Annotated in this window: 16 protein-coding genes; 10 read left to right on the top strand and 6 right to left on the bottom strand. The window is 69.1% G+C overall.

The genetic code is table 11. The features are described from left to right. Window positions 1-88 precede the first annotated feature (88 nt). The 4 genes from V8J36_RS01300 to V8J36_RS01285 form a co-directional block, all read right to left on the bottom strand. Window positions 89-916, bottom strand: a complete 828-nt coding sequence (locus tag V8J36_RS01300) for an IclR family transcriptional regulator (RefSeq protein WP_336465445.1) — start codon at window positions 914-916, stop codon at window positions 89-91. 5 nt (window positions 917-921) lie between these two features. Then, window positions 922-1,938: a TRAP transporter substrate-binding protein gene (locus V8J36_RS01295; protein WP_336465444.1), complete on the bottom strand. Its 1,017-nt coding sequence runs from the start codon at window positions 1,936-1,938 to the stop codon at window positions 922-924. 56 nt (window positions 1,939-1,994) lie between these two features. Continuing rightward, window positions 1,995-3,875 (bottom strand): TRAP transporter large permease subunit, encoded by a 1,881-nt coding sequence (locus tag V8J36_RS01290; protein ID WP_336465443.1) that lies wholly within the window; start codon window positions 3,873-3,875, stop codon window positions 1,995-1,997. A 251-nt stretch (window positions 3,876-4,126) separates the two neighbouring features. Further along, the gene (locus V8J36_RS01285; RefSeq protein ID WP_336465442.1) at window positions 4,127-4,984 is read right to left on the bottom strand and encodes an SDR family NAD(P)-dependent oxidoreductase; all 858 of its coding nucleotides are present in this window, start codon (window positions 4,982-4,984) and stop codon (window positions 4,127-4,129) included. 116 nt (window positions 4,985-5,100) lie between these two features. Between V8J36_RS01285 and V8J36_RS01280 the strand changes: the two genes are divergently transcribed. From V8J36_RS01280 to V8J36_RS01260, 5 genes are all read left to right on the top strand, one after another. After that, on the top strand, window positions 5,101-5,805 hold the full coding sequence (locus V8J36_RS01280; protein ID WP_336465441.1) for an FCD domain-containing protein: 705 nt from the start codon (window positions 5,101-5,103) through the stop codon (window positions 5,803-5,805). Between the two features lie 149 nt (window positions 5,806-5,954). Then, the gene (locus V8J36_RS01275) at window positions 5,955-6,452 is read left to right on the top strand and encodes a hypothetical protein (protein WP_336465440.1); all 498 of its coding nucleotides are present in this window, start codon (window positions 5,955-5,957) and stop codon (window positions 6,450-6,452) included. Between the two features lie 73 nt (window positions 6,453-6,525). Further along, window positions 6,526-7,293 carry a LamB/YcsF family protein gene (locus tag V8J36_RS01270; RefSeq protein WP_336465439.1) on the top strand — a complete coding sequence of 256 codons (768 nt, stop codon included), beginning with the start codon at window positions 6,526-6,528 and terminating at the stop codon, window positions 7,291-7,293. Continuing rightward, entirely contained in the window at window positions 7,290-7,988 is a 699-nt protein-coding gene (locus tag V8J36_RS01265) for a 5-oxoprolinase subunit B family protein (RefSeq protein ID WP_336465438.1), read from the top strand. The genes V8J36_RS01270 and V8J36_RS01265 overlap by 4 nt, the downstream gene beginning before the upstream one ends. After that, a complete protein-coding gene (locus tag V8J36_RS01260) occupies window positions 7,985-8,926 on the top strand; it encodes a biotin-dependent carboxyltransferase family protein (protein WP_336465437.1) in 942 nt (313 codons plus the stop codon). Before V8J36_RS01265 ends, V8J36_RS01260 begins: the two co-directional genes overlap by 4 nt. Before the next feature lie 30 nt (window positions 8,927-8,956). On the opposite strand, the gene V8J36_RS01255 is transcribed toward V8J36_RS01260, so the two are convergent. Next, window positions 8,957-10,276 carry an MFS transporter gene (locus tag V8J36_RS01255; protein ID WP_336465436.1) on the bottom strand — a complete coding sequence of 440 codons (1,320 nt, stop codon included), beginning with the start codon at window positions 10,274-10,276 and terminating at the stop codon, window positions 8,957-8,959. A 304-nt stretch (window positions 10,277-10,580) separates the two neighbouring features. On the opposite strand from V8J36_RS01255, the gene cyoA reads away from it, so the two are divergent. The 5 genes from cyoA to V8J36_RS01230 are packed head-to-tail and all read left to right on the top strand — an operon-like array spanning window position 10,581 to window position 15,568. Beyond that, a complete protein-coding gene (gene cyoA, locus V8J36_RS01250) occupies window positions 10,581-11,747 on the top strand; it encodes a ubiquinol oxidase subunit II (RefSeq protein ID WP_336465435.1) in 1,167 nt (388 codons plus the stop codon). A gap of 13 nt (window positions 11,748-11,760) precedes the next feature. Further along, complete coding sequence (gene cyoB / locus V8J36_RS01245; RefSeq protein ID WP_336465434.1) at window positions 11,761-13,767, top strand: cytochrome o ubiquinol oxidase subunit I; 2,007 nt, start codon at window positions 11,761-11,763, stop codon at window positions 13,765-13,767. Between the two features lie 3 nt (window positions 13,768-13,770). Next, on the top strand, window positions 13,771-14,394 hold the full coding sequence (gene cyoC, locus V8J36_RS01240; protein WP_336465433.1) for a cytochrome o ubiquinol oxidase subunit III: 624 nt from the start codon (window positions 13,771-13,773) through the stop codon (window positions 14,392-14,394). Next, entirely contained in the window at window positions 14,394-14,798 is a 405-nt protein-coding gene (cyoD, locus tag V8J36_RS01235) for a cytochrome o ubiquinol oxidase subunit IV (protein ID WP_336465432.1), read from the top strand. The genes cyoC and cyoD overlap by 1 nt, the downstream gene beginning before the upstream one ends. Before the next feature lie 8 nt (window positions 14,799-14,806). Further along, window positions 14,807-15,568: an SURF1 family protein gene (locus V8J36_RS01230; RefSeq protein WP_336465431.1), complete on the top strand. Its 762-nt coding sequence runs from the start codon at window positions 14,807-14,809 to the stop codon at window positions 15,566-15,568. Here the strand turns inward: V8J36_RS01230 and V8J36_RS01225 are convergent. Further along, window positions 15,565-16,854, bottom strand: a complete 1,290-nt coding sequence (locus tag V8J36_RS01225) for a glycerate kinase type-2 family protein (protein WP_336465430.1) — start codon at window positions 16,852-16,854, stop codon at window positions 15,565-15,567. The genes V8J36_RS01230 and V8J36_RS01225 overlap by 4 nt on opposite strands. Between the last annotated feature and the right edge of the window lie 44 nt (window positions 16,855-16,898).

The raw sequence follows: 16,898 nt of genomic DNA, 5'->3' as shown, positions 1-16,898 counted from the left end.
ACGGGGTCAGCCCCGCAGGGCGGGACGGGATCGGTCGGCCCGGTCTGCGGGCCACGTTCGGTCAGCCCGGTCTGCGGGCCGTCATCAGTCAGCCCGCGCTGCGGGCCGGGGTGTGCGGGGCCGGGGCGCGGCCCAGCCGCTTGCGCAGGCTTTCGGCCTCGGCCGTCAGCAGCGCCGCGATCTCGGGCTGGCGGTCGGGGGTCATGCGGCTGTCGATCGCGGCGACGGACAGGGCGGCGGCCAGCCGGCCGTCAGGATAGGTGACCGCGACGCCGACGCCCCAGCTCGAGGCGACGACGCGGCCGGGGTTCAGTGCCCAGCCGCGGTCCGCGGCGATGCGGGCATCCTCGCGCACGATCTCGGCCGAATAGCCGGGGTAGCGCGCATAGAGCGGGGCGAGGCGGGCGATCACCGCCTCGCGTTCGTCCTCTGGCAGGGCCGAGAGCATCGCCATCGAGCCGGCGCCGACGCCCAGCGGGTGCTGATCGCCGGTCTGCAGCGCATGGGTGCGCACCGGGTGGCTGCCCTCTTCGCGGTGCAGGCACATCACGTAGTCGCCGTGGCGCACCGAGATGAAGCTGGTGTCCTGCGTGGCGGCAGACAGCCGGCGCAGGCCATCGGCGGCCTGTTCCAGAACGCCGTGGCGGCGCGAGGCCAGCGTGCCCAGCACGAAGGCCTCCTGCCCCAGGTGATAGCGGCGCGAGATCTCGTCCTGCTCGACGAGGCCGGCGCCGATCAGCGCCAGCAGCAGCCGCCGCGTGGTGGCCTTGGGCAGGCCCGCGGCGGCGACAAGCTCGCTGAGCCCCGCCCCCCGCGCGCCGCCGCGCCCCACGAGGGACAGCAGCGACAGCGCGCGTTCGACCGCCTGCGCGCCAGAGGCGGCGGGTTCTGGCAGGGGGGGCGGGGCGTGTTTCATGTCGATCAGCCCAGCGTGTGCCCGACTGCGCCTTCGAGGATCGACCAGGCCTCGTCGCCGTACTTGCCCTTCCACTCGGCGTAGAAGCCCTTCTCGGCCAGCTTGTCCTGGAAGGGTTTCGGATCGGGCTCGTTGAAGACCATGCCGTTCTTCTCGAGCTCGCCGCGCAGGCCCTCGTTCAGCGCCTGCACGTCCTTGCGCTGGTCGATGGCCGAGGCGTTGAAGTGCTTGGTGATGCTTTCCTGGATGTCCTCGGGCAGGCCGCCCCAGCTGCGACGGTTCGACAGCAGCCAGAACCCGTCCCACATGTGGTTGGTCATCGAGACGTTCTTCTGCACTTCCCACAGCTTGTAGACCGACAGGATCGCCAGCGGGTTTTCCTGCCCCGAGACGACGCCGGTCTGCAGCGCGGTGTAGACCTCGGCGAAGTTCAGCGAGGTCGGCGCGGCTTCGAAGGCGGTGTACATCGAGGTCCAGAGCGGGCTGACCGGCACGCGGATCTTGAAGTTCACGAGATCCGCGGGCGTCTCGATCGGGCCGGTCGAGGTCGAGGTCTGGCGGAAGCCGTTGTCCCAGATCTTCTCCATCGCCAGAAGGCCGGTCTTCTCGATCTCGCCGCGGACGAACTTGCCAAGCTCGCCGTCCATCGCCGCCCAGACCTGGTCATAGCCCGAGAAGGCGAAGCCGATGCCGTTGATCGAGGCGTTCGGCACCAGCGTCGACAGGATCAGCGGCGAGAGGAAGAAGAAATCGACCCCGCCGCCGCGCAGCTGGCTGAGCACGTCGGTGTCGCCGCCCAGCTGGCTTTGCGGGAAGACCTGGATCTCGACCTTGCCGCCGGTCTCTTCCTTGATCTTGGCGATCGCCTCCGCGGTGCGGATGTTCGACGGATGGGTCAGCGGCTGGTTGTTGGCCAGCTTCAGCGTGTAGTCGGCGGCCAGGGCCTTGCCGGCGCCCAGGAACGGCGCGGCCAAGAGGCCGGCCGAGGCGCTGGCCATCAGCGAACGACGCGTCAGTTTCATGGATAATCCTCCCTCGGTGTGAAATCGCACGGCCCTGCCTCCCTCCCCGGAGGCAATCAGAGCAGCGCGGTGGAAAAGTACGGAACGGCGGCGATCAGGATCAGGCCGATGACCAGCGCGGCGATGTAGGGCCAGATCGCGGCCATGACCTCGTCGGGCGAGCAGTCGCCGATCTTGCAGGCGATGTAGAAGCCGATGCCGATGGGCGGGGCCATCAGCCCGATGTTCATCGCGGTGACGACGACCATCGAATAGTGGATGTCGTTGATCCCGAGGCTGCGGGCGACCGGGAACATGATCGGCGCCATCAGCACCAGCGCGGGCAGGCCTTCCAGCACGCAGCCCAGCACCAGGAAGATGACGATCGTGACCGCCATGTAGGTGATCCAGCCGCCCGGCAGGCCCGAGACCATCTGCATCAGCTGGCTGGCGAAGCCCGACTGGGTCAGCGCCCAGGCCATCGCCGAGGCGCAGCCGAGGATCAGCAGGATCGCCCCCGACATCGCCGCGGTCTCGATCAGCATCGCGCCGAACTTGCGTGCGGGGATGCCGCCGTACAGGACCACGCCGATGATCAGCGCGTAAAGGACGGCGAAGGTCGAGACCTCGGTCGCGGTGGCGAAGCCGCCGCCGACCATCGAGCGGATCATGAAGGGCAGGATCAGCGCCGGCAGCGCCACCAGCGCGCTGCGCCCGACGTTACGGGCCGAAAGCCGCTGGACGCCGGACATGTCCTCGTGCCGCGCCTTCCAGCGTGCGAGCACCGCCAGCACCACCAAAAGCACCATCGCGATGGCGAAGCCGGCGGTGAAGAGCCCGGCGATCGACACGCCCGCGGCCGAGCCCAGCACGATCAGCACGATCGAGGGCGGCACGGTGTCGGCCATCGCGGCGCCGGTGGCCAGCAGCGCGGTCATCTCGCGCGGCTTGTGGCCGCGGCGCTTCATTTCGGGGAAGAGCGCGGGGGCGACGGTCGCCATGTCCGAGACCTTCGAGCCCGAGATCCCCGAGACGAGGAAGAGCGAACCCAGAAGGACGTAGGACATGCCGGCCTTCACATGGCCCAGCAGCGAGGCGAGGAACTCGACGATCGCCTTGCCCATGCCGGTCGCGTCGAGGATGCAGCCCAGCAGCACGAAGACCGGCACCGAGAGCAGCACGAGCGAGGATATGCCCTCGTCCATCCGGCCGATCATCACGAAGATCGGCGCGGTCGAGGCGAAGGTCAGATAGGCCAGCGTTCCCAGCCCGAAGCACAGCGCGATCGGCACGCCCATCGCCAGCAGCAGCGCCACGAGGCCGATCAGGAAGATCGGCAGGTTCCAGTTGCCAAGGGTTTTCAGCGCCGGCGAGGCCAGCCAGAGCCCGGTCACGATCAGCGCGATCACCGCGGCGGTGCCGAGCAGGACCGAAATCTTGCAGTCGCGCACCGCGCGCGCCACGGCCAGCAGCGCCATCAGCACGAGGCCGGTGGGCAGGGCCGCGGCGCGATAGGTCATCGGGATGCCGAGGGCGGGCGAGGTGATCCAGCGCTCTTCCCAGGCATAGTCGATGGCGGGGCGCAGCATCGCCAGCAGGAACAGCGCAACCAGCAGCAGCCCCGCCGCATGTACGGTCTCGCGGAAGCGGGCGGGGATCATCGGCAGGAACAGCGTCAGCTTCAGATGCTCGTTGCGCGAGATCGCGACCGCGGCGCCCAGCATGGCAAGCCAGATGAAGGTGATCGAGGCGACCTCGTCAGCCCAGATGATCGGGTGATGGAAGACCGAGCGGCTGGTGACATTGACGACGATTGTCAGGATCATCGCGGCCAGAAGGCCGGCCGAGATCCATTCGATCGGCTTCATCCAGTTCGGACCCTGGTCGTGGCTGCCTTCGGCAAAGGCCTCCAGGTCGCCACCCGCGCTGTCGGCGGGCGCCGTGTCATAAGCCGTCATGGCTGTCTCCTCCCATGTCACCCGGCTCCTCAACCGGGGCCGTCATCGGGTGCCGGGCGCTGGGCCCTCTCCAGGTTCCGACCTGCTCCTTCAGGCCGTCGTCCGGGTCCACCATGTGGAACAACCTTGACGTGCAACTGACCGAAACTACCGCGATTCGGAGATCGTTCAAGCAAAATCCCTGATCAGACGCAAAATCAGGGGAAAATGACCGGTCCAGCTAATGGACCGGTCATGCTGCAATGTGGCGATCAGGTCGCGCCCATCATCGTGCAATGCTGGCCGCCGTCGACGATCAGCTCGATCCCGTTGACGAATTTCGCCTCGTCCGAGGCCAGGAAGACCGAGGCCCAGGCGATGTCCCAGCCGTCGCCCTGCACCTTCATCGGCGTCATTGCGGCGCGGCGGTCGCGCATCGCCTGCAGGTCTGCGGCATGGTAGCCGGCGATCTGCTGGACGACATGGGGCGTGTCCATCAGCCCGGGCAGCACCACGTTGCAGCGGATGCCGCGCGCCGCGTATTCGACGGCGATCGAGCGGGTCATCTGGTTCAGCCCGGCCTTCGCCGCCGCGTAGGAGATGTAGGGGTAGCCGGTCCAGCGGATGCCGGCCAGCGACGAGACGTTGACGATCGCGCCCTTGCCCTGCGCGACCATCGCCGGCAGCACCGCCCGGCAGGTCAGGAAGGCCGAGGTCAGGTTGACGTCCATCACCCGCCGCCAGCTTTCCTCGGTCGCCTCGACCGCGCCGCCGGCGATGTTCATGCCGACGTTGTTGTGCAGCACGTCGATGCGCCCGAACCGTTCCAGTGCCGCGGCGACCGCCGCGCGGATCGAGCCGTCCTGCGTGACGTCGGCGGTCAGGGCCAGCGCCTCGCCGCCCTCGGCCGCGATCGCGGCGGCGGTGGTTTCCGCGGCAGCGGCATTCAGGTCGACGCAGACCACGCGCCCGCCCTCGCGGGCATAGGCGACCGAGGCCGCCTTGCCGTTGCCCCAACCCTCGCCGACCGAGCCCGCGCCGAAGACGAGCACGACCTTGTCCTCGACCCGGCCCTTGCGCGGCCGTGCCGATCCGACCGACGCCTGCGGCGCCGGATCCACGTGATCCATGATGATCCTCCCTTGCCCGGGCGGCCCGTTCTCCTCCGAACGTCGGCTTGCCCCGGGGCTGGGGATAAGGGTAGGGATGGGGCTGACCGACTGTCAAGCTGTCTTACAGGTGCCGCATGGAACCCACGACCCTCGACCGCCGCCGCCTGTCGGATCAGGTCGCCGACCGCATCCAGGGGCTGATCGCGGATGGCACGCTGGCCGCCGGGGGCGCGCTGCCGCCCGAGACGGCGCTGGCCGAGCGATTCGGCGTCAGCCGGCCGACGGTGCGCGAGGCGCTGCAGCGGCTGCAGCGGATGGGGCTGGTCGAGATCCGCAACGGTGCGCCCGCCCGCGTCACCCTGCCGTCGAGCGAGCGGCTGATCGAGGCGCTGACCGGCGCGGCCGAGGTGTTCCTGGCCCAGCCGCACGGGCCGCGCGATTTCCAGGGCCTGCGCCGGGTGATCGAGGTCGGCATCGCCCGCGAGGCGGCGCTGAAGCGGGGGTCCGAGGATGTCGCGCGGCTGGAAGCCTGCCTTGCGGCGAATCGCGCGGCGCTCGACGACCCAGAGGCCTTCGGGCAGACCGACGTCGCCTTTCACGAAACGCTGGTGGCGATCGCGGGGAACGCGCTGCTCGATGGGCTAAGCCGGGCGCTGAACGGCTGGCTGCTGGAGATCCGGCGCACGACGCTGGCCCATGCCGGCGTCGCGGCGCGCGCGGCGGCGGGCCATGCGCAGATCCTTGACGCCGTCGCCGCGGGCGACCCGGATGCCGCCGCGGCAGCCATGGATCGCCACCTGCACGAGATCGAGGGCTTCTTCGCCACCGGTCAGGGTTGAGCTGCCGAAAATTTTCCCAGATCTTTTCGCGGTTTCGGCCGGGTTTGCGCGTCTCGTGAGCCTGCCGGCACCCGCCATCCGCTGCCATGGATCCCGTGCCGGCCCCGACGCGCGACAAGCGCGACGGGGTATTCATTGGAGGATTTTGTATGTCCGGCGATGTGTTGCCGCTGCTGCTGGCCTGTCCGATTCTGGCCGGGATGATCGGGTTCGAGCTTGCGACCCGCACCGTGCCCCTGTTCCTGACCGGTGCGCTGGGGGTGCTGATCCTTGGCCTGTTCCTTGCCGGCCTGCCCGAGGCGCCGATGCTGCCGCGCATCGTCACCGCGATGGTCGTGTTCTGGTTCGCCTTCGCGCTCTACACCGCGCGCAGCATCGACGCGGACGCAGTGGGCGTGGTGACGGTGATGTTCCTCTACATCCCCGCGCCGCAGATCGCCCCGTTCGTGCTTGTGCTCGGCGGCTGTTTCGCCGCCTTCTTCGCCGGGTTCGAAGCCCTGCGCCGGACCGAGCCGCCGATGACCGCCGGCGTCCAGACGCTCGAGGCCACGGCGCTGCACCGCGAGCGGCGCGAGCTGCCGCTGACGCTGGCCATCGCGGCGGCGGGCCTGCTGTTTCCCTGGCTGATGCTGTTCTTCGACCTGTGATCCCGGCTGCTGGGGGGCTACACCCCGCGGACGCGATGTGCTGAACTCCGCCCCGAACGGCAGGAGACGGCAGATGGCGGAGATCGACCTCAATTCGGACCTGGGCGAAAGCTACGGGCCCTGGGTGATGGGGGATGACGCGGCGCTCCTGTCGGTCGTGACCTCGGCCAATGTCGCCTGCGGCGGCCATGCCAGCGATCCCCAGACCATGTTCGCGACCCTGACCGAGGCTGCGGCGCGCGGCGTCGTGGTCGGCGCGCATCCGGGCTATGCCGACCGCGAGGGCTTCGGGCGGCGGGTGATCCCGATGGCCCCGGCCGAGATCGGGCGGATGGTCGCGGCGCAGATCGGCGCGCTGCAGGGCGTGGCGGCGCTGGCGGGCGCCCGGGTGCGCTACGTCAAGCCGCATGGCGCGCTGGGCAACCTCGCCGCGGCAGAGCCCGAGGTCGCGGCGGCGATCGCGGCGGCGGTGCGGGCGATCTCGCCCGATCTGGCGGTGCTGGCGATCTCTGGCACCGCGCTGGAGCCCGCGGCAGAGCGCGCCGGGCTGCAGGTGTTTTCCGAGATCTTCGCCGACCGCGCCTATTTGCCCTCGGGCCAGCTGGTGCCGCGGGCGCGTCCCGACGCGATGCTGCACGATCCGGCCGAAGGGGCGGCGCGGATCCTGCGCTTCCTGGAAACCGGGCGCATGCCGGTGGTCGACGGGGCCGACCCGATCGCGCTGAAGGCGCAGTCGATCTGCCTGCATGGTGACAGCGCCGGCGCCGTCGCCCGCGCCCGCGAACTGCGCCGCGTGCTGGGCGAGGCCGGCGTCACCTTCCGCCCGTTCCTGCCGGCATGACCGGGTTTCCGCGCCTGAGCCCCGTGGCCGAACGGGCGGTGCTGGTCGAGTTCGGCGACAGCATCGACGCGGCCGTGAATGCCCGCGTCATCGCGCTGGACCGGGCGCTGGCCGGCCGGCCCTTTCCGGGCTTCGTCGAGGCGACGCCCGCCTATGTGAACCTGCTGGTGGAATTCGACCCGCTCGAAACCACCCATGCCGAGGCGGTCGCGGCGCTGGAGGCGCTGATCGCCGCGCTGCCCGAGACGACGGCAGGGCAGGGGGCGCTGCGCGAGGTCGCGGTCTGCTACGAGGGCGATCTGGCCCCGGATCTGGACAGCGTGGCGGGGCAGCTGGGCCTGTCGCGCGAGGCGGTGATCGCCGCGCATCTGGCCGGCGACTACCGCGTGCACATGTACGGCTTCGCCCCCGGCTATGCCTATCTGGCCGGCGTGCCCGAGGCGCTGCGCCTGCCGCGCAAGACCCAGCCGGTGCGCGACATCCGCGCGGGCGCGGTGATGATCGCGGGGCCGCAGTGCCTTGTCTCGACGCTGACAATGCCGACGGGCTGGTGGCTGATCGGGCGCTCGCCCACGCGGATCCTCGATCCCGAGGGCGCGCGGCCCTTCCTGTTCGACGTGGGCGACCGCGTCGCCTTCCGGCGGATCGACCGCGCGGCCTATGACCGGGCGATGGCGGACGGGGTGCCGGCATGAGCGCGCGTCTGAAGGTCTTCCGCGCCGGGCCGCATGTCACCTTTCAGGATGCGGGCCGGCCCGGGATGAAGCGCTTCGGCGTCACCCGGTCCGGGCCGATGGATCGCGATGCCTTCGCGGCCGCGCATGCCGTGCTGGGCAATGCCCCCGGCGGCACCGCGATCGAGATCTCGCTGGGCGGGCTGGTGGTCGACTGTCTGGAGGGCGCGGCGAGCTTCGCGCTGACCGGCGGCGGCTTCCGCGCGCGGCTGGACGGCGAGGTGCTGGGCGACTGGCTGGTGGCGGGGATCTGCGCGGGCCAGCGGCTGGAAATCCTGCCGGGGTTCTGGGGATCCTGGGCGGTGCTGGCGTTCCGCGGCGGGATCGCGGCGCGCTCCTGGCTGGGGTCGAGCGCGACGCACGGGCCGACGGGGCTGGGCGGCGGGCGGCTGGTCGCCGGGCAGGAGATCACGCTTGAGGGCGAGGGCGCGTGCCCTGCGCTGCACGGTGCGGTGGCCCGGCCGGTGACGGCGCGGCCGCGGCGCGAGATCCGGGTGGTGATGGGGCCGCAGCAGCGGTTCTTCGAGCCCGAGGTGCTGGCGGCGCTGACCGCGGCCCCGTTCACGCTGAGCGCGGCCTATGACCGGATGGGGGTGCGGCTCGACGGTCCGCCGCTGCGGCCCTCGGTGGCGATGGACATGCCGTCGGAGCCGATCTGCCGCGGGTCGATCCAGGTGAATGGCGAGGGGGCGGCGACCGTGCTTCTGGCCGATCACCAGACCACCGGCGGCTATCCCAAGATCGCGACGGTGATCGGTCCGGATGTCGACCGGCTGGCCCAGATGCGCAGCCGGGATCATCTGGTGTTCCGCGCCGTGACGCCCGAGGCGGCGGTGGCGGCGGCGCGGACCCGCGCCGTGACGCGGGCCCGGTGGCTGGCCGCGCTGACCCGGGGGTGAGCGCGGCGGCCGGTTTTCAGGGGGCCGGGTTCAGGCGGCGCGGAATTCCAGCGTCTTGACGAAGCGCAGCGCCAGAACGGTGCAGATCGCGCCCGACAGCAGGTAGATCCCGCCCCAGACCAGGCCGAACTGCGACGACAGGAGCAGCGCGGCCAGCGGCGCGAAGCCCGCGCCCAGCAGCCAGGCGAGGTCGGACACGATGGCCGAGCCGACGTAGCGGTAGCCCGGCGCGAAGACCGAGGCCGCGGCGCCCGAGCACTGGCCGAAGGACAGGCCCAGCAGGACGAAGCCGACGATCATGTAGATCAGCTCGCCCGTGGTGTCGCCCGACAGCAGGAGGGGGGCGACCAGCGCGAAGATGCCGATGGCGATCGCGCCGAGGTTCAGCAGCCGGCGGCGGCCGATGGCATCCGAGATCGGGCCCGAGAGATAGACCGCGATGAGCCCGAAGACCGCGCCGATCGCCTCGATCACCAGGAAGCGCGAGGGCACTTCGTCGGTGTAGAGGTAGACCCAGCTCAGCGGGAACACGGTGACCATGTGGAACAGCGCGAAGCTGGCCAGCGGCACGAAGGCGCCGGCGACGATGGTGCCGCCCTCGTTGGCGACGGTCTTGCGGAACGAGGTCGGCTGCAGCTCGCGCGAGCGGAAGGCCTCTTCGTATTCGACGGTGACCACGATCCGCAGGCGCGCGAACAGCGCCACGACGTTGATCGCGAAGGCCACGAAGAACGGATAGCGCCAGCCCCAGTCGAGGAAGTCCTGCGCCGAGAGCGAGGTGGTCAGGAACACGAAGAGCAGCGAGGCGACCAGCAAGCCCAGCGGCGCGCCGAGCTGCGGCACCATCGCGAAGACGCCCTGCTTGCCCTTCGGCGCGTTCAGCGCCAGCAGCGAGGCGAGGCCGTCCCAAGCACCGCCGAGCGCGAGGCCCTGGCCGATGCGCAGCACGGCGAGCATCAGCACCGCCCACCAGCCGACGGTTTCGAAGCGCGGCAGCAGGCCCATCGCCACGGTCGAGGTGCCCAGCAGCAGCAGCGCCAGCGTCAGCTTGGTGCCCTTGCCGTAGTTGCGGTCGACCATGGTGAAGAACATCGTGCCGAACGGGCGGGCGACGAAGGCCAGCGCGAAGATCGCGAAGGACCACAGCGTCGCGACCAGCGGGTCGGCGAAGGAGAAGATCGTCTGCGGGAACACGATCACCGAGGCGATCGCATAGACGAAGAAGTCGAAGAATTCCGACGTGCGGCCGATGATGACGCCGATGGCGATGTCGGAGGGGGTGACATGCTCGTCCGCGTGGATCTGGCGGGCGTCCTGTTCGGCGGTCACCGATGCGGGTTGGCTGGACATGCCGGAAACGGCTCCTGTTCTTACGTTCCGAGCGCACAGGCGTGCGCCGGGGTTTTGACGGGTCCGCGGGGAGGGTGCGGGCCAAGAATGACTCTGCCGCGGCCGCGGGCCGACGAGGTATCATATCCCCCTCGCGCCCGAGTCGCACTGCGCCGCGCGCCTTGTGCACCCGTATGCTGCGGAGCGGCAGTGGTCAAATTGTCCTATGTCATATCTGCAGCATTAGTAATAGCAGGGGCGCGGACTCACAGCCTCTCCCATGGCGCCGCAGGGGTGCCATTGGCCTGACCGACAGGATACTGCCTTGAAACTCAAGAGATTCGCCGCCCTGCTGCCGATTCTTCTGATCGCCGCCTGCAAGCCGGTGGTCTTGGCTCCCTCGGGCGATGTCGCCGCGCAGCAGCGCGACCTTCTCGTCATCTCGACCCTGCTGATGCTCGTGATCATCATCCCCGTGATCGCGCTGACGCTGTTCTTCGCGTGGAAATACCGCGAATCGAACAAGGACGCCGAATACGCGCCCGACTGGCACCACTCGACCAAGCTCGAGCTGGTGATCTGGGCGGCGCCGCTGCTGATCATCATCTGCCTCGGCGCGCTGACCTGGGTCGGCACGCATCTTCTGGACCCCTACCGTCCGCTGAACCGGATCTCGGCGGACCAGCAGGTCACCGCCGGCGAAGAGCCGCTGCGGGTCGAGGTGGTCGCGCTCGACTGGAAGTGGCTGTTCATCTACCCGGACTACGGCATCGCCTCGGTCAACGACATGGCCGTGCCGGTGGACCGCGCCGTCGAGTTCAAGATGACCTCGGCCACGGTCATGAACGCCTTCTACATCCCGACGATGGCCGGGATGCTCTACACGATGCCGGGGATGGAGACGACGCTGCACGGCGTCATCAACACGCCCGGCACCTATGACGGCTTCTCGTCGCATTACTCGGGCGCCGGCTTCTCGCACATGCGCTTCAAGGCCCATGCGCTGGACACCGACGGCTTCAACGCCTGGATCGCCAAGGCGCGCGAAAGCGCCGACGCGCTGGACCGCCCGTCCTACATCGCGCTGGCGCAGCCGACCGAGAACGCACCGGTCCAGTACTGGGGCCAGGTCGATCCCGAACTCTTCGGCCGCGTCGTGCAGATGTGCGTCGAGGAGGGCCGGATGTGCTCGAGCGAGATGATGGCGCTCGACCGTCAGGGCGGCACCGGGCTGGCCGGGGCGATCAACGTCGCCCAGCTGCCGCGGGCCCGCAACGTCACCGGCGAGATCCGCCCGGTGTTCGGCGCCCCCAGCTTCATGGTCACCAGCTTCTGCACCCCCGAGGACAGCGCGCGCATGTTCGCCGCCTCGGGCGCGGAAGTGGTCGCCCCCTTCGATGCTTCGCCGATGCGCGGCCACGCGCTGACCCGTCCCGGCGCGCCGAGAGCGAGCGGTCTGACCGCGCTCGAGACCGCCGACCGGAACCTCTGAACGGACCTCCCCGATGACACCCGCAGCAACTGCACCTCACACAACCTTCCTGTTCGGCAAGCTCGGCTTCGACGCGATCCCGCAGGAACCGATCGTCTGGGCGACCTTCGCCGGCGTGGCGCTGGGAGGCATCGCGCTTCTCATCGCGCTGACCTACTTCAAGCTCTGGGGCTATCTCTGGAAGGAGTGGTTCACCAGCGTCGACCACAAGAAGATCGGGATCATGTACATGATCCTGGGCATCATCATGCTGCTGCGCGGCTTCGCCGACGCGCTGATGATGCGGCTTCAGCAGGTCTGGGCCTTCAACGGCTCGGAAGGCTATCTGAACGCGCACCACTACGACCAGGTCTTCACGGCCCACGGCGTGATCATGATCTTCTTCGCGGCGATGCCCTTCGTCACCGGGTTCATGAACTACGTGGTCCCGCTGCAGATCGGCGCGCGCGACGTGTCCTTCCCGTTCCTGAACAACTTCTCGTTCTGGATGACGGCGGGCGGCGCGATCATCATCATGATGTCGCTGTTCGTGGGTGAGTTCGCGCAGACCGGCTGGCTGGCCTTCCCGCCGCTGTCGGGCATCGACGCGAGCCCGGGCGTGGGCGTCGACTACTACATCTGGGCGCTGCAGGTCGCGGGCGTCGGCACGACGCTGTCGGGGATCAACCTGCTGGTCACCATCGTGAAGATGCGCGCCCCGGGCATGACCATGATGAAGATGCCGGTCTTCACCTGGACCGCGCTCTGCACCAACGTGCTGATCGTCGCCTCCTTCCCGGTGCTGACGATGACGCTGATCCTGCTGACCCTGGACCGCTACGTGGGGACGAACTTCTTCACGAACGACCTCGGCGGCAACTCGATGATGTACATCAACCTGATCTGGATCTGGGGCCACCCGGAGGTCTACATCCTGATCCTGCCCGCCTTCGGCATCTTCTCCGAGATCACCTCGACCTTCGCGGGCAAGCGGCTGTTCGGCTACACCTCGATGGTCTACGCGACCATTTGCATCACGGTGCTGTCCTACGTCGTCTGGCTGCACCACTTCTTCACGATGGGCTCGGGCGCCTCGGTGAACTCGTTCTTCGGGATCACCACGATGATCATCTCGATCCCGACCGGGGCGAAGATCTTCAACTGGCTCTTCACCATGTACAAGGGCCGGGTCCGGTTCGAACTGCCGATGATGTGGACGGTCGCCTTCATGGTCACCTTCACCGTGGGCGGGATGACCGGCGTGCTGCTGGCGGTGCCGCCGGCCGACTTCGTGCTGCACAACTCGCTGTTCCTGATCGCCCACTTCCACAACGTGATCATCGGCGGCGTGGTGTTCGGGGTCTTCGCGGGCATCAACTTCTGGTGGCCCAAGGCCTTCGGCTTCAAGCTCGACCCGTTCTTCGGCAAGATCTCGTTCTGGTGCTGGCTGATCGGCTACTGGATCGCCTTCACCCCGCTCTACGTGCTGGGCCTGATGGGCGTGACCCGCCGGATGCGCGTCTTCGACGACCCGGATCTGCGGATCTGGTTCGCCATCGCCGCCGTCGGCGCCGCGATCATCGCCGTGGGCATCGCCGCCTTCATCGTGCAGATCGCCTGGTCGATCTGGAAGCGCAAGGAACTGGCCGACGTCTCGGGCGACCCCTGGGGTGGCCGGACGCTGGAATGGGCGACCTCGTCGCCGCCGCCGGCCTACAACTTCGCCTTCACCCCGGTCATCCATGACATGGACGCCTGGTGGGACATGAAGGACAAGAAGGCGCAGCGTCCGCTCTATGGCTTCCTGCCGATCCACATGCCGAAGAACACCGGCGCGGGCGTCGTGCTGGCCGGTTTCGCCACGGTCTTCGGTGTCGCGATGATCTGGTACATCTGGTGGCTGGCGATCGCGAGCTTCGCGGCCCTGGTCATCGGCGCCATCGTCCATACCTTCAACTACAACCGCGACTACCACATCCCCGCGAACGAGGTGGAAGCGGTCGAGGACGAGCGCACCCGTCGCCTCGCCCTGGGAGCCTGAGCCATGAGCGCGACGACGACCCACTCCAGCGACAAGCCCTCGTTCTGGGAGCTTGAGCCGCATCACCACCCGGAAGGCGCGAGCACCAGCCTCGGCTTCTGGATCTACCTGATGTCCGACTGCCTGATGTTCGCGGTTCTGTTCGCGGTCTTCGGGGTGCTGGGCCACAACTACGCCGGCGGGCCGGGGCCGAAGGATCTCTTCGACCTCGAGCTGGTGGCGCTGAACACCGCCTTCCTGCTGATCTCGTCGATCACCTTCGGCTTCGGCATGCTGGCGGCGCACGAGGGCAACAAGTCCGGCGCGCTGCGCTGGCTGTTCGTCACGCTGCTCTTCGGTCTGGGCTTCCTCTGCGTCGAACTCTACGAGTTCAACCACCTGATCCACGAGGGCGCGGGCCCGCAGCGCTCGGCCTTCCTGTCGGCCTTCTTCGCGCTGGTCGGCACCCACGGGCTGCACGTCACCTTCGGCTCGATCTGGCTGGTGACGCTGATGGTCCAGATCTCGCAGAAGGGCCTGATCCCGGCGAACATGCGCCGGCTGGGCTGCCTGTCGATGTTCTGGCACTTCCTCGACGTCGTCTGGATCGGCGTCTTCACCTTCGTCTACCTGATGGGGATGATCTGATGTCCGCCGCCACTCCCGAGACGCATCACGAGAAGCTTGCGCACGAGCACGGCCATCACCATCACGACGATGGCCATGACCACGGCACCCACAAGTCCTACGTCACCGGCTTCGTGCTGTCGGTGGTGCTGACCGCGATCCCGTTCATCATCGTCATGTGGGGCGGCTTCGCCAGCCCGGTCTGGACGGCGCTGACGATCATGGCCTTCGCCATCGTGCAGATCGTCGTGCACATGATCTACTTCCTGCACATGAACACCAAGTCCGACGAGGGCTGGACCATGCTGGCGACGATCTTCACGATCATCGTCGTGGTCATCACCCTCTCGGGCTCGCTCTGGGTCATGTATCACCTGAACACGAACATGATGCCGGGCATGAACCACGAGCTGCTCGAGCAGTGAGCCCTGTGGTGACAACCGATGCCGACGGGCCCGTGCGCCAGCCGCGCGGGCCCGTCACGCTTGCGGCCCTTGCCGCGCTGGCGGCGGTGCTGTTCGCGGGCTTCTGCGCGCTGGGCCTCTGGCAGGTGCAGCGTCTGGCCTGGAAGCAGGACCTGATCGCCCGGGTCGAGGCCCGTCTGACCGCCGCGCCGGTCGCGGCACCGGGGCCGGACGGCTGGAAGGGCGTGACCGCGGAGGATGCGGAATACCGTCGCGTCACCGTCACCGGCACGCTTCTGAACAACAACGACACGCTGGTGCAGGCGGTCACGGCGCTGGGCGCGGGGTTCTGGGTGATGACGCCCATGGCCACCGAGGACGGTTGGACCGTGCTGATCAACCGCGGCTTCGTGCCCGCGGACAAGCGCGAGCCGGGGTACCGCAGCTATCTTGAGGGCCAGCAGACCGTCACCGGCCTGCTGCGGATGACAGAGCCGGGCGGGGGCTTCCTGCGCTCGAACGATCCCGGGGCAGGGCGCTGGTATTCGCGCGACGTGCAGGCGATCGCCGGGGCCCAGAGCCTGGGGCAGGTCGCGCCCTATTTCATCGACGCCGCCGCCGGGGCCGATCCGAAGGCGCTGCCGGTGGGCGGGCTGACCATCGTCGCCTTCCCGAACCACCACCTGCAATATGCGCTGACATGGTTCGGGATGGCGCTGGGCACGCTGGCCTGCGCCGCGATCGTCTGGCGGCACGAGCGGCGACTGCGGGCCGGCCTGCGCCGGTCCTAGAGGATCAGGATCGCCCGGAAATCGTTGACATTGGTCAGCGTCGGTCCGGTGACGATCTGGTCGCCCAGCGCCGCGAACAGGCTGTGGGCATCGTTGTCGTCCAGATCGCCGCGCGGGTCGCGGCCCTGCGCGCGGGCGCGGGACAGCGTGTCGGGCCCGATGAAGGCGCCGGCCACCTCTTCGGCCCCATCGACCCCGTCGGTATCGGCCGACAGCGCATGGATCCCCTCGGCACCCTCCAGCGTCAGGGCGAGCGCCAGCAGGAACTCGACATTGCGCCCGCCGCGGCCGTTGCCACGCACCGTCACCGTGCTTTCGCCGCCAGAGATCAGCACGCAGGGCTTCTGGAACGGCAGGCCCTTGTCCGAGACCGAGCGCGCGATCCCGCCCAGCACCTTGGCCATGTCGCGCGACTCGCCTTCCAGCGCGTCGCCGAGGATGTGGCAGTCCATGCCGCGAGTCTGCGCGGCCTCGCAGGCGGCATGCAGCGCGATCGAGGGCGAGGCGACCAGCCGCGCCTCGGCCCGCGCCAGCCGCGGGTCGTCGGGCTTGACGCTTTCGGCATCCGGTCGGGCCAGCGCCGCCGCGATCGAGGCGGGCGGGGTGATGCCGTAGCGATCGAGCAGGCGGCGCGCATCGGCGACGGTGGTCGGGTCGCCGACGGTCGGGCCCGAGGCAATCACCATCGGATCGTCGCCCGGCACGTCCGAGATCATCAGCGTCAGCACGCGCGCGGGGTGGCAGGCCGCGGCAAGGCGGCCGCCTTTCACCCGGCTGAGGTGACGGCGGATGACGTTCATCTCGCCGATGGTGGCGCCCGAGGCGAGCAGCGCGCGGCTCAGCTCCTGCTTCTCGGCCAGGGTCACGCCCTGGGGCGGGGCGGTCAGCAGCGACGAGCCGCCGCCCGAGATCAGCACCAGCGCGAGATCCTTGGGGCCCAGCATCGCCGCGATTTCAAGCATGCGCTCGGTCGCGGTCAGCCCGGCGGAGTCGGGCACCGGATGCGCGGCCTCGACCACGTCGATGCGCTTCGGCGCATGGCGCGGCATGTGGCCGTAGCGGGTGATGACAAGGCCCGACAGCGGTTCCGACTGCGGCCAGGCGCGCTCGACGGCGACGGCCATCGCGGCGGCGGCCTTGCCGGCGCCCAGCACCACCAGCCGGCCGCCGGGGGGCAGGTCCTGGGGCTTGGGAACATGTGGCCAAACCGCGCCCAGCGGCTGGGCGCTGGCCACCGCGGCACTGAACATGCTGCGCAAGAGGTGGCGGATTGCGTCGCGGTCCATGGATCCTCCCGGCCGCCTGCCTGACAGATGACCGGCCCCCGCGC

This window comes from Frigidibacter sp. MR17.14 (genome assembly GCF_037095735.1).
In the GTDB taxonomy this organism is placed as follows: domain Bacteria; phylum Pseudomonadota; class Alphaproteobacteria; order Rhodobacterales; family Rhodobacteraceae; genus Frigidibacter.
The sequence above is the reverse complement of the archived record's forward strand: the minus strand, read 5'-3'. Positions and strand labels throughout refer to the sequence as shown.

Bases quoted from the DNA above. Each gene is read 5' to 3' on its own strand.
- V8J36_RS01295 (WP_336465444.1), bottom strand. From the start codon at position 1,938: ATGAAACTGACGCGTCGTTCGCTGATGGCCAGCGCCTCGGCCGGCCTC.
- V8J36_RS01260 (WP_336465437.1), top strand. From the start codon at position 7,985: ATGAGCGCGCGTCTGAAGGTCTTCCGCGCCGGGCCGCATGTCACCTTT.
- V8J36_RS01290 (WP_336465443.1), bottom strand. From the start codon at position 3,875: ATGACGGCTTATGACACGGCGCCCGCCGACAGCGCGGGTGGCGACCTG.
- V8J36_RS01300 (WP_336465445.1), bottom strand. From the start codon at position 916: ATGAAACACGCCCCGCCCCCCCTGCCAGAACCCGCCGCCTCTGGCGCG.
- cyoD (WP_336465432.1), top strand. From the start codon at position 14,394: ATGTCCGCCGCCACTCCCGAGACGCATCACGAGAAGCTTGCGCACGAG.
- cyoC (WP_336465433.1), top strand. From the start codon at position 13,771: ATGAGCGCGACGACGACCCACTCCAGCGACAAGCCCTCGTTCTGGGAG.
- V8J36_RS01285 (WP_336465442.1), bottom strand. From the start codon at position 4,984: ATGGATCACGTGGATCCGGCGCCGCAGGCGTCGGTCGGATCGGCACGG.
- V8J36_RS01270 (WP_336465439.1), top strand. From the start codon at position 6,526: ATGGCGGAGATCGACCTCAATTCGGACCTGGGCGAAAGCTACGGGCCC.
- V8J36_RS01265 (WP_336465438.1), top strand. From the start codon at position 7,290: ATGACCGGGTTTCCGCGCCTGAGCCCCGTGGCCGAACGGGCGGTGCTG.
- cyoB (WP_336465434.1), top strand. From the start codon at position 11,761: ATGACACCCGCAGCAACTGCACCTCACACAACCTTCCTGTTCGGCAAG.
- V8J36_RS01225 (WP_336465430.1), bottom strand. From the start codon at position 16,854: ATGGACCGCGACGCAATCCGCCACCTCTTGCGCAGCATGTTCAGTGCC.
- V8J36_RS01275 (WP_336465440.1), top strand. From the start codon at position 5,955: ATGTCCGGCGATGTGTTGCCGCTGCTGCTGGCCTGTCCGATTCTGGCC.
- V8J36_RS01255 (WP_336465436.1), bottom strand. From the start codon at position 10,276: ATGTCCAGCCAACCCGCATCGGTGACCGCCGAACAGGACGCCCGCCAG.
- V8J36_RS01280 (WP_336465441.1), top strand. From the start codon at position 5,101: ATGGAACCCACGACCCTCGACCGCCGCCGCCTGTCGGATCAGGTCGCC.